This window comes from Reinekea sp., from assembly GCF_982785585.1.
This window is the reverse complement of the sequence record NZ_CEYAVF010000001.1, coordinates 25,865-36,951: the sequence shown is the minus strand read 5'-3', so window position 1 is coordinate 36,951 and position 11,087 is coordinate 25,865. Positions and strand designations below refer to the sequence as shown.

Here is an 11,087-nt window from a genome sequence, read left to right as displayed (position 1 = left end):
GGTGTCAAATAGAAAAGTGAACCGGGGCCCACCCTGAAGGGTTGAGCTGGCCCAGACCTTGGAGAGTTGGTCGATCAAAAGGCCGACGAAAATTAGCGGGGCCAAGATGGCCAGTCGGGCGGTCAGGGGTATGATCATGGCCGGTGAAGTGTCCAATGGTGAATGAGGCGCCCAGTATACCTGAATTTTTGAGGGCAAAAAGGTTGGCGAGGCCCAACCTGCCATCGAGCGGATTGGTCAAGGCAAATACTTCAGCGGCAACGGCTTGGCCTTAATAATATCACGCAGCAGAAAGCTCGAATGAACCCCATCGACGCCGGCAATGGTGGTGATATGTTTCAAGAGTACCTGATGGTAGTGATCCATATCGGGTACCACCACCTTGAGCTGATAATCGGAGTCCTGGCCGGTCACCAAAAAGCACTCGATGACCTCATCGATTGCGGCCACGGCCTGTTCAAAATGCTCGAACCGGTCTGGGGTGTGTCGATCCATGCGGATGCCGACTATGGCCACCAAGTTCAAGTTGAGCGCCGAGCGGTTAATCAGGGCGATACGCTGGTCGATAAAGCCGCGTTCTTCTAGGTTTTTGATTCGCCGGGAGCAGGGCGAGGCCGACAAACCAATACGCTCTGCCAAGTCCTGATTGGACAGGCCAGCGTCTTGCTGTAGTAACTCGAGAATCTGTCGGTCATATCGGTCTAACTTAGATAGGATCGCCATATTAAACCCCTTTGTGGCATGATTAGAGCGGAAAACTTTATTAATGCCCACTAATATTGCGCCATTTTTTGTAATAAAGCCAAATGCGCAAGGACATTGCGATACCAATGCCCTAATCTAGTTATGTTCTTCGGCAACCTTGGCTCGACAGACTTTACCCCAGTCTGCATAGGTGACGGCAACTTACCGGTTGCGCGATCCGCCCCAAGTCCGCCCACCCATCCGGTGACGAACAGGCCATATCCCGGCAGAAGAACAGGCTAGACTGAAATTTATAACCCGGATCGGACGTGCGTCCGATCCGGGTCACACGCTGCATAACCTAAACCAATAGGGTGAACCATGAGCACTTCAGAGCAACAGGACAACCATTCAGTGGCCCAGCAGATGTCTGCGGCCGGCTCGTTTGACCATCGCAAATACAAGGCCTATCCACGTCTGAATCTGGCGGACCGAACCTGGCCCGACCAGGTCATCAGTCAGGCGCCGATCTGGTGCAGTGTCGACCTACGCGATGGCAATCAGGCCCTGGTAAAACCGATGACGGTTGCCCAGAAGGTGAAGATGTTTGCTCTATTGGTGAAGTTGGGCTTTAAGCAGATTGAAATTGGCTTTCCATCGGCGGCACAGCCGGAGTTTGATTTTGCGCGTAAGCTGATAGAGGACAATCTGATACCCGATGACGTCACGATTCAGGTCCTGACCCAGGCGCGTGAGCATCTGATCGGTAAAACCTTCGAGGCGCTCAAAGGCGTTAAGCGGGCGATTGTCCATGTCTACAACTCGACCTCGACCGTGCAGCGGGAACAAACCTTTAGCATGAGTCAGGCGCAGATTGCCGGCATCGCCGTGCAGGGCGCTCGTTGGGTGCAGGAGTACGCCGCGCGCAACCCCAATACCGAGTGGACCTTTCAGTATTCTCCGGAAAGCTTCACTGGCACAGAAATAGACTACGCCATCGAGGTGTGCAATCAGGTTATCGATGTTTGGCAGCCAATCCAGGGTCAGCCGGTGATTATTAACCTGCCCGCCACGGTCGAAATGTCGACCCCCAATGTGTTTGCCGATCAAATTGAATATATGTGCCGCGCCTTGCATCAACGCGAGCAGGTGATCGTTTGCTTACACACTCACAACGATCGTGGTTGTGGCGTGGCGGCAACCGAATTGGGTCTGATGGCCGGGGCCGATCGCGTCGAGGGTGCGCTGTTAGGCAATGGTGAGCGGACCGGCAACATGGATCTGGTGACCCTGGCCATGAACCTCTATTCCCAGGGGGTGGACCCTAAACTGGATTTTAGCGATGTCCAAGAAATGCTCCGAGTCTGTCAAGAATGCACCGACTTGCCGGTACATCCGCGTCATCCGTGGGTGGGCGAACTAGTCTATACCGCTTTTTCCGGCAGTCACCAGGATGCGATCCGCAAGTCCTTGCAGTTCCACCATGACAAGGGTCTGGCTCATTGGGAAGTGGCCTATCTGCCGATCAATCCAGCCGATCTGGGGCGCGATTATGAAGCGGTCGTGCGCATCAATAGCCAGTCGGGTAAGGGGGGTGTTGCGCACGTACTGGAGCGCGACTACGGCATCGAATTGCCCAAGTGGATGCATCAACACGTCAGTAATGTGGTGCAAAAGGCGGCGGAGCAAGCCGGTTCGGAGGTGCGCAGCAAGGAAATTAAGGCGCTCTTCGATGACCATTTTGTTGCCGTGCCGGCCGGCTGGAACCTGCGCGGCTATGATTTGAGCTCGCACAATCAACAAACCGAGGCGACCTTTCGCATCGAGGCGGCCGAACCTATTGAATTGACCGGGCGGGGTGTGGGCGCGCTCGAGGCCCTCGCCGATGCATTGGGCCGTCACTATGGCGTGGCCATTAAGGTCAGCCAGTTTGATGAACATGCGCTGCGCCAGGGCACCGACTCCGATGCGATCGCCAGTGTCTGTGTTAGCGTCGATGGGGTTGATTCGGTCGCAGCCGCGATCCATGAAGATACCACGACAGCGAATTTGCAGGCCCTGTTGTCGGCCGTCGGGCGCGCAGCCAAGCGGGTGGCCGGTCTGCAATCGGTCGGTTAAGCCCGGCAGCAAACTCCATCTGGCTGGCCATCGACCCGCTGTGGGACACTGCCCAGGTTCGGATCCCGGACCGCAGAGCGCAAGGTTGCATCGGCGGTCCTCGGGGTCCACTTCGTAACGGCCCGCATGGACCGGCCTAAGTAAGGAGCAGCACAGATGTTAGCAACGCTACTGGGATTGTTGGACGACAACAAGATAGCCCTGGATCAGCAAAAATCGGAAGCCATTATCGCGCTGACGACCCTGCTGTATCAGGCCGATGGCAAGGTCAAATTGACGGAACAAGACCTCTTTGCTCGCCTGCTCGAGGACTTGCCTTGGCACAACCCGGGCATTTCCAAGGCCGCCTATCACCAAGCCCTCATTGCTGACAGCCTCCAAGCCCTGAAGGGGAATCATTTGGCGGACTATCTGGCCCCGCTGGTTCCGGCACTAAAATCCGATGCACGGGTGCTGACCCTGTTGCGTGAGCTGGCAATAACCGATGGCAATTTGGATGCGAAGGAAGCGGAAATACTGCAGCTAGTGTCTAGCATGATGGTCTCGGAGCCGGCTAGCTCGAGCAAGCCCGCTCAGTAACGGTAGCTGAGCACCGCACCATAGAAGTTGTAACCGTTATTGGGCAGGACCATGTCGGCATTGGACAGATGCTGATAACGTAGGCCGACCTTAAGATCGCGGTACTCCATGGCAATCCCCAAAACCTCGCCAAACTGAAAATGGGTCGATAGGCTTCGCTGCCGATTCTCCGTTAAGCTTATATAGTTAGCGCCCAGTCCGGTCTCGATAAAGGGTGCCCAGCTGAGGTTGGTCCAGCGCCACTCCAACAGAGGGGTTAAGCCTAAGGTGAGGTCGGCTGGGGAGGGCGCGGTCTGGCCCATGGCCAATTCCATGTGCCCACTGAGCGTCAGGGGGCCGACTCGGCGCAACGGGTTGGCCAGATCCCAGAGCCAGAGCAGTCGGGTTCGAGCAAAGTCTTCATCTAGGCCGTAGTCGAGTCCGACGCCCGTTAAGCGCATCGGATTCCAGGCCAATAAGGATAGGACGGAAACACCAATGGCCGCCGGACGCGCGGCTGGATTGGCGGATGCCATGCCGATAGTGAGCAGCATTAGGATGAGGCCAAGGATTTTTTTCACGAGCGATCCTATCTGAATGGGTTAAGAGTGCGCCTAGGAACGCCCCGAGTGCGGTATCTTAGCGAATTTGACAACCTATAGACACCCATCTACCGAGCCATATTGCCAACCGAGATCCGTCAGGCCCTTGTCCCTCGCCATCGCGCCCCTATACTAATGATTCACCCAGTCCAATAAGAAGCTATTGTGTTTACGTCGCGCTTTGCCACCGAACTGCCCGAGACCTGCAGTCGAGTCATGCCCACACCACTGGCCGAGCCCTATTGGGTCTGCTGGAATCAAGCGCTGGCCGAGCGCATGCAACTGCCGTTAGTGGCCAATGCCGATATCCTCGGCGTTATGGCGGGCACGGCGCTGTTCCAGGGCCACGAGCCAATAGCGCAAAAATACGCGGGTCATCAATTTGGTGGTTGGAATCCAGGACTGGGCGATGGTCGAGGCTTACTTTTAGGCGAGTGGCTCGATCCGAGCGGTGTCTATTGGGAAATGCATCTCAAAGGTGCCGGCAAGACACCCTACAGTCGCTTTGGTGATGGCCGTGCCGTGCTGCGGTCCTCGATCCGTGAATTCTTGGGCAGTGAGGCGCTGCATGGCCTCGGTGCGCCGACCACCCGCGCCCTAGCCTTAGCCGGTTCCACTGAAGCGGTGTATCGAGAAACCCTTGAGACGGGCGCGACCCTGATGCGCGTGGCCAGCAGCCATATTCGCTTCGGTCATTTCGAATGGCTGGCGCACCGCCAGGACATAGATCAACTCAAGGCGCTGACCGCCTTCACTATTAAGCATCACTTCCCTCAATGCCAGGACAACGCCGATCCGATCGTCAGTCTCCTGCGTGCGGTGATCGAGCAAACCGCGCAGATGATTGCCTATTGGATGGCCTATGGTTTCGTCCACGGCGTGATGAATACCGACAATATGAGCATAGTCGGCGAAACCTTCGATTACGGGCCCTATGCATTTCTCGACCAGACACGACCCAATGCGGTCTATAACCATACCGACGCCGAAGGACGCTATGCCTTTAACCAACAGCCCTCGGTGGCGTTCTGGAATTTGCAGCGCTTGGCCCAGGCCTTGGCGCCGCTGACCGATTCGCAGTTGTTGGCCGCTGCGGTGAGCGACTTCGATCAGTGCCATCGGAAGCATTACTATGAACTGCTCAATCAACGACTTGGCGGCTCATCTGAGCGGCCCATTGAGCCCGAGTTATTGGATGAATGGCTGGCCCTATTGGCCGCAGAAGGCAAAGACTTCCACACGCCCTTTCGACGCCTGGCCAACTTACCGCTGACCGAATGGCCCGGCCTAAAGGATGACTTTATCGATGCGCCGCGCTTCGCCGCCTGGTGTGCTCGCATCCTGACCCAGACCGAAGCCGATGAGACCGAGCGCCAGCGTCAGATGCTTGCCTCTAACCCGGTGACTGTGGCACGCAGTCATCATCTCCAGGCGGTCATCGATGCCGCGCAGACTGGTAATTTTGGCCCCTTGGAATCGTTCTTTGCGGCCCTGCAAGACCCCTTTACCGAACGGGCCGAATGGGCCCATTGGCATCAGCCACCGGCCGCGGCCGCGCCTGCACCGATCCTAAGCTGCAGCAGCTAAGTCAAGGCCCGCGCGGGCGGGCTAGAGATTCAGTGGAACGTTGGTGGTAGACTGCCAACACTGACGGATTGAGTGGTTAACATGGAAAATCTTTGGCAACGGATGAGTGCGGTCGCCGATCGGGCGATTGCCTCGGGTCAGTTGGTGATACGGCCCAGCGAATACGAAATCATCAGCCAGGGTGGCATTGATTTTGTGGTCCGCTATGCGCCCTCTGTGGCAATCGAAAAACCCATCACCGCGTCACCGGCTAATCCCTTTTTAACACCCGACCCGGCGCTCTGGGTGGAAACCCTGGGCCAGAGCCATCATCTGCTGCTGAATAAATACAGCCTGCTGCCGTTACACGGCCTGATCACCACGCAAGGTTTTGTTGAACAGACCGGCTTACTGAATTTGGCCGACTTCAGCGCCATCGCCATGGTGTTGGATCAGGTCGATGGCCTGGTGTTCTATAACGGCGGCCCACTGGCCGGGGCTTCCCTGGCACACCGCCATTTCCAGCTGGTGCCCAAAGATTTGGGCGCGGGCGTCCTGCCGATCGATGCGGCGGTTTTGCGTTGGCAGCAAGATTCTCATCAGAGCATCTATCCCTTTGTCCATCGCGTTCATTGGCTGCCGAATTGGCAACCGGATACCCTGCTGGAAGCCTGGCAGAAGCTGGAATACAGTTGGCAAGCCTGCAATCTATTGATTACCCGAGACTGGATGCTGGTGGTGCCTCGTACCCAGGCCTCCGTTGGGGGTTTAGCGATTAACAGCTTAGGCTTGGCCGGCGGCCTGTTGGCACAAGACCCAGCTGAACGCGCGTTGATTCGGCGCAGCGGACCCATGGCGCTCTTGCATCAGGTGTGTCGGTCGGATCAATAGAAAACGAAGGCACCAAAGCCGCGTACCTGCTCTTTTTGTCCGTTGAGATCGGCCGAGGTCGTCAGGGCCACCTGTCGAGACGCTAAGCCTTGGGCCTTGGCGACCTGCAAAAACCCATTCAGGGCATTGAAACCACAGGCTTCCTGGCTGACAAAGCCGCTATCAAAGGCGCGAATGCGCCGCGCGGAGTGTTGATCCTGCGCGATAACCTCTCGGTAGGGCCGGTTGCGGCTAAGGCCGGTGCTGATTACCAATAGGGTTTCCGGTCCGCCCCATAGGGACGATAGAATCTCGGCCAGCACCGGCGTGCTGCAGTCACCGACTAGCAGGGGAATCAGGCTGAAGTCCTCCAGGACGGTCTGCAGAAAGGGTAACTGCACCTCAATACTGTGCTCCATATCTTGCTGTACCGCCAATTCGTTAACCTCTGGGTGCTCGAGCAAGGCTCGGCAGGCGGGCTGGTCGACGGCCACATCGCCTAAGGGCGTGCGAAAAGCAGCACATCGTGGTGTCCACAGGCCCTGAGTTGGGTCACGGTGGCAGGTGCCTAAGATAACCACCCGCTTGATGGTGTCGTAGATCGGTTCCAGCAGTCGATAAGCACCGGCCGCCGTGGCACCGGAAAACGGATAGCCCGAATGCGGCACGATTAAGCCTTTGGCGGGTCTGGGCAGGGGCTGACTGCCCGCGTCGGCGAGCCAGGATTCAATTTGGGCGAGCAGCCGTTGGCTGTCAGCATCGTAGAGGGTGCCGGCTACGGCAGGGGAACGAATCAACATGTTGCGGGACTCTCTGGCTGGTTGGAGGGTCCAAGACTAGGCGCACCCTAGGGGTGACATCTTGCCTTAGGTCAATTCAGCTCGATCCGATGCCACGGGAATAGCACCGTGCCATCGGTCGAACTAAGGATTTCGGATTGAATCGGTACTTGCTATGGTGGGCTATCTTTGGCGCAGGGCGCAGTGGTTATGAACACAGAAAGTGAGTTTATCTATATACACGATCCGATGTGCAGTTGGTGTTGGGCGCATAAGCCAGTTTGGGATCGGTTCGCGGCGGAATTGGCGGATCGAGTGACGGTGCGCTATTGCGTCGGGGGCTTGGCACCGGACAGCGACGAGGTCATGCCGGTCGCGCAACAACAAGCGATTGCCGGCTACTGGCATCAGATTCAGGGACGCCTGGGCACCGAGTTTAATTTTGATTTCTGGACCGAAAATGAACCGCGTCGCTCCACTTATCCCGCCTGTCGCGCGGTGATCGCGGCGAGTTGGCAGCAGGCGGAGCTGGCCATGATTTCGGCGTTGCAATCGGCCTACTATTTGCGTGCCCTGAACCCGTCGAATGTCGAGGTCCTGCAACAATTGGCCGAGGAGATCGGACTCGATAGCGCCCGCTTTGCCGCCGATCTAGCCTCACCTGAATTGCAGCAGGCCCTAACCGTTGAGCTGAATTTTGCCCGCAGCTTGCCGATTGAAGGCTTTCCATCCATGGTGCTGTTGCATCGCGGCCGTTACCATTCTATTGCGCTCAACTATCAGGACTACAGCGGGGCCTTGCAGCAGGTAGTGGAACTGCTCGAAAACACTTCCGAGTCATAAGTCATATAATCGGCTTCATCTGTTGAAGTACGCTCAAACGCCAGCATATAGGCGGCGTTACCCAACCTAAAAAGAGATTCATCGATGCGTCCTATATTATCCGAAAACCTTGCCCACCCGGCCATCCAGGCCAAGCTGGGCGGTGATCAAAGCCTACTCAACGAGGTCAGGCAGGCCATTGGCCGTCACGCCGTGGTCGTCGTGGGCATGAAACAAAACCCGGTGGTCAAGTCCAGCCGTAAGTTGCTTGATAAGCAGCAGGTAGAACATCTTTATCTGGAATATGGCAGCTATATGTCGAAGTGGCGTGAACGCTTGGCCATCAAGATGTGGACCGGCTTCGAGACCTTTCCGCAAATCTTTATCGGCGGCGCATTGATCGGCGGTTACACCGATCTGAAAGCCCTGGTGGCGGCCGGTGAGCTGAAGGCTCTCCTAGCGGCAGGCAGTGTGTAGGCGTTTTTAGCCTAAGGTCACCAACCGGCTTGGCCGGCTATACCCAATCGCGCCCGGTCAGGTAATAGTCCAGCAGTCGCGCCTCTGCGCTGCCGGCCTCGGGCTGATGGTTATAATGCCATTGCACGGCCGGTGGCAGGCTCATCAGAATGGATTCGGTGCGACCGCCCGACTGCAAGCCAAAGATAGTGCCCCGATCGAACACCAGATTGAACTCCACATAGCGGCCCCGACGAATCTCCTGCCAAGTGCGCTGGGCCGGACTGAAAGGCGTGTCTTGGCGCCGTGCCACGATGGGCAGATAGGCGGCCAAATAGGAATCGCCGATCGACTGCATAAAGGCGAAGGTCGTGGTGAAGTCCCAAGTGTTTAGATCATCATAAAAGATACCGCCGACACCGCGTGGCTCGGAACGGTGGGGCAGGTAAAAATAATCGTCACACCAGCTTTTAAAGCGCGGAAAAACGTCACTGCCGAAGGGTTCGCAGGCGGTCTTCGCGCTCTGGTGCCAGTGCCGGCAGTCGTCATCGAAGCCATAGTAAGGCGTTAGATCGTAACCACCACCAAACCACCAGACCGGCTCCATACCAGCCTTTTCCGCGACAAAGAGCCGAACATTGGCATGCGAGGTCGGTACGAAGGGATTGTGGGCATGCATGACCAGCGACACCCCCATGGCTTGCCAGCGACACCCGGCCAGCTCCGGGCGACTGGCCGTCGCACTGGGTGGCAGGGTGTCGCCCATCACATGGGAAAAGCCGACCCCGCCTTTCTCGAACACCGCGCCATCGACCAGGGTGCGCGAACGGCCGCCGCCGCCGCCGGGGCGCTGCCAGCTTTCTTCGCTGAACAGGCCCTTGCCATCGGCACGCTCCAAACCCTCACAGATTCGGTCCTGCAGTTGCATCAGATAGGTTTTGACGGGTTCGATGTCGAATGTAAAGTCTGCCATAGGGATTCCCTAGTTATGCGCGGTAGCGTTGACCGCTGATTAAATCTTCGATTTGACTGGCCTTGCCGGGCGTTAAGACGCGGCCCGGGACGATAAAGTCGAGCTCGTTGGCCAGTTGCTGACGAACCTGAAGCTGGCGCTCCAGCGCCGGCCGACCCTGACGATTGGCGCTGGTGGACACCAGGGGCTGGCCAAATTGGGCGCACAGGTTGGCCGCGACCGGGTGCGCGGTGACTCGAATGGCCACGGTTGAGCGGCCGCCGGTGATCCACTCGGGCAGCGTACCATTGTGTGGCACGGTCCAGGTCATCGGGCCCGGCCATCGGCTGCACAGGCGCTGCCAGTGTGCGTCGGTTAGGGGCGCCAGAAAAGGCTCGAAGCGTTCGACCCGGTCGCTGATCAGGATGAGACCCTTATGCAGCGGTCGCTGCTTTAACGCCAGCAGGCGGGCAACGGCCGCACCGTCGAAGGGGTTGCAGCCGAGGCCAAAAACGCCTTCAGTTGGGTAGGCAATCAGACCGCCGCGCTGAATAATCGCGACCGCTTGGCGGATAGGCAATGAATAAGGGTGCATAAATTGAGTCGAGTAGTGGCCAGCTGCTTAGGGTAACCAGTGTGCGGGCCTCAGGCAATGTCGGAAAGCGTATAGCCACCCGGTTGTTGTTCGATCAGACCCTCCAGCTCGAGCTCCAATATGGCCTCGAGTAGTTGATGGACCGCCAGCTCAAGGTGGTGGGCCAAACCATCCAGCGGCAGGATGCCAAAGCGCAACAAGGCCATGATCTTCTGCTGCAGCGGGCTAAGGTGGTCCAGGGCGATGGGCTCAGCTTGGGGGCTGGGATGCTGCTGGAACTTAAGATGCCGTAATATATCCTTGGCATCGGCGAGCAGATAGGCGCCGTCCTGAATTAAGCGATGACACCCGGCCGTATTGGGGTTGCCAATATCACCTGGCATCGCAAAGATATCCTTGCCCTGATCTAGGCCATGTTGAGCCGTGACCAATGAACCGCTGTTCAATGTCGCCTCGACCACAACCACCAGCTCGGCCAGTGCGCTGATCAGGCGGTTGCGCCGAGGAAAGTGGCCCGGTCGAGGTTGCGTGCCCAAGGGGTGTTCTGAGAGCAGCAGACCCTGGCTGGCCAGGCTGGCAAATAAGGCCTTGTTGGGCTTGGGGTAACCGACATCGACGCCGCAGCCGAGCACTGCAATGGTCCCACCCTGAACCGCCAAGGCGCCCCGATGACTGGCGCTGTCGATCCCCAAGGCGCCACCGCTGGTCACCACCAGCCCCGCTCGGGCGAGATCGGCGGCTAGGCGATGAGCGTGACTCAGTGCGCCTGGGCTGGCGTGACGACTGCCGACCAGGGCTATCTGGGGCGTCTGCAGCAAGCCGGTATCGCCAATGCCCCAGAGCATCAACGGGGCATCATGGATTTGATTCAGATTCGGCGGATAGGCGCCGTCGGCCAGGCTGATCAGATGGTGGTTGGCCCGTTCGGCCCAGCGCAGCTGGTCTAGGGCCTGGCGATGGATCGGGTGCTGTTCGCCGAGCCGATGCATGGCGCGCAGGGTCACCTTAACAGCCTCGGGCAATGGCCAGCGCTCCGGGTGACGGAACAGATCGGCGGGCGAGTCGACCAGGTTGAGCAGAGTATG

General features: G+C 58.0%; 12 protein-coding genes. 6 read left to right on the top strand and 6 right to left on the bottom strand.

Features of this window, described 5'->3' with window-relative positions:
* Nucleotides 1–237: 237 nt before the first annotated feature.
* The gene (locus tag AC4FIC_RS00170; RefSeq protein WP_476194848.1) at nt 238–723 is read right to left on the bottom strand and encodes an Lrp/AsnC family transcriptional regulator; all 486 of its coding nucleotides are present in this window, start codon (nt 721–723) and stop codon (nt 238–240) included.
* Between the two features lie 342 nt (nt 724–1,065).
* On the opposite strand from AC4FIC_RS00170, the gene leuA reads away from it, so the two are divergent.
* Nucleotides 1,066–2,802 (top strand): 2-isopropylmalate synthase, encoded by a 1,737-nt coding sequence (leuA, locus tag AC4FIC_RS00165; protein WP_287418493.1) that lies wholly within the window; start codon nt 1,066–1,068, stop codon nt 2,800–2,802.
* A 156-nt stretch (nt 2,803–2,958) separates the two neighbouring features.
* Nucleotides 2,959–3,381 (top strand): TerB family tellurite resistance protein, encoded by a 423-nt coding sequence (locus tag AC4FIC_RS00160; protein WP_273283940.1) that lies wholly within the window; start codon nt 2,959–2,961, stop codon nt 3,379–3,381.
* Here AC4FIC_RS00160 and AC4FIC_RS00155 read toward each other — a convergent pair.
* Nucleotides 3,375–3,941, bottom strand: a complete 567-nt coding sequence (locus AC4FIC_RS00155) for an acyloxyacyl hydrolase (RefSeq protein ID WP_145980320.1) — start codon at nt 3,939–3,941, stop codon at nt 3,375–3,377. The two genes, AC4FIC_RS00160 and AC4FIC_RS00155, sit on opposite strands and share 7 nt — an antisense overlap.
* A gap of 186 nt (nt 3,942–4,127) precedes the next feature.
* Between AC4FIC_RS00155 and AC4FIC_RS00150 the strand changes: the two genes are divergently transcribed.
* Together AC4FIC_RS00150 and AC4FIC_RS00145 are read left to right on the top strand one after the other, a co-directional pair.
* Entirely contained in the window at nt 4,128–5,549 is a 1,422-nt protein-coding gene (locus tag AC4FIC_RS00150; RefSeq protein WP_476194846.1) for a protein adenylyltransferase SelO, read from the top strand.
* 81 nt (nt 5,550–5,630) lie between these two features.
* Nucleotides 5,631–6,419 (top strand): DUF4922 domain-containing protein, encoded by a 789-nt coding sequence (locus AC4FIC_RS00145; protein ID WP_100258607.1) that lies wholly within the window; start codon nt 5,631–5,633, stop codon nt 6,417–6,419.
* Here AC4FIC_RS00145 and amrB read toward each other — a convergent pair.
* Nucleotides 6,413–7,198, bottom strand: coding sequence for an AmmeMemoRadiSam system protein B (gene amrB, locus AC4FIC_RS00140; RefSeq protein WP_476194845.1), 786 nt, complete (start codon nt 7,196–7,198; stop codon nt 6,413–6,415). The two genes, AC4FIC_RS00145 and amrB, sit on opposite strands and share 7 nt — an antisense overlap.
* 189 nt (nt 7,199–7,387) lie before the next feature.
* Here amrB and AC4FIC_RS00135 point away from each other — a divergent pair, with 189 nt between their 5' ends.
* Nucleotides 7,388–8,020: a DsbA family protein gene (locus AC4FIC_RS00135; RefSeq protein ID WP_227003716.1), complete on the top strand. Its 633-nt coding sequence runs from the start codon at nt 7,388–7,390 to the stop codon at nt 8,018–8,020.
* 84 nt (nt 8,021–8,104) lie between these two features.
* Entirely contained in the window at nt 8,105–8,476 is a 372-nt protein-coding gene (locus AC4FIC_RS00130) for a thioredoxin domain-containing protein (protein ID WP_273283951.1), read from the top strand.
* Nucleotides 8,477–8,513: 37 nt separating this feature from the next.
* On the opposite strand, the gene hemF is transcribed toward AC4FIC_RS00130, so the two are convergent.
* From hemF to dprA, 3 genes are all read right to left on the bottom strand, one after another.
* Complete coding sequence (hemF, locus tag AC4FIC_RS00125; RefSeq protein ID WP_273283953.1) at nt 8,514–9,428, bottom strand: oxygen-dependent coproporphyrinogen oxidase; 915 nt, start codon at nt 9,426–9,428, stop codon at nt 8,514–8,516.
* Between the two features lie 13 nt (nt 9,429–9,441).
* Nucleotides 9,442–10,002 (bottom strand): L-threonylcarbamoyladenylate synthase type 1 TsaC, encoded by a 561-nt coding sequence (gene tsaC / locus AC4FIC_RS00120; RefSeq protein ID WP_100258603.1) that lies wholly within the window; start codon nt 10,000–10,002, stop codon nt 9,442–9,444.
* A gap of 50 nt (nt 10,003–10,052) precedes the next feature.
* Nucleotides 10,053–11,087 (bottom strand): DNA-processing protein DprA (dprA, locus tag AC4FIC_RS00115; protein ID WP_476194841.1); only part of this gene is annotated, 1,035 nt, incomplete at its 5' end.

Coding starts and splice junctions, on each gene's coding strand:
- AC4FIC_RS00130 (WP_273283951.1), top strand. CDS start 8,105: ATGCGTCCTATATTATCCGAAAACCTTGCCCACCCGGCCATCCAGGCC.
- AC4FIC_RS00170 (WP_476194848.1), bottom strand. CDS start 723: ATGGCGATCCTATCTAAGTTAGACCGATATGACCGACAGATTCTCGAG.
- AC4FIC_RS00160 (WP_273283940.1), top strand. CDS start 2,959: ATGTTAGCAACGCTACTGGGATTGTTGGACGACAACAAGATAGCCCTG.
- AC4FIC_RS00145 (WP_100258607.1), top strand. CDS start 5,631: ATGGAAAATCTTTGGCAACGGATGAGTGCGGTCGCCGATCGGGCGATT.
- leuA (WP_287418493.1), top strand. CDS start 1,066: ATGAGCACTTCAGAGCAACAGGACAACCATTCAGTGGCCCAGCAGATG.
- tsaC (WP_100258603.1), bottom strand. CDS start 10,002: ATGCACCCTTATTCATTGCCTATCCGCCAAGCGGTCGCGATTATTCAG.
- hemF (WP_273283953.1), bottom strand. CDS start 9,428: ATGGCAGACTTTACATTCGACATCGAACCCGTCAAAACCTATCTGATG.
- AC4FIC_RS00135 (WP_227003716.1), top strand. CDS start 7,388: ATGAACACAGAAAGTGAGTTTATCTATATACACGATCCGATGTGCAGT.
- amrB (WP_476194845.1), bottom strand. CDS start 7,198: ATGTTGATTCGTTCCCCTGCCGTAGCCGGCACCCTCTACGATGCTGAC.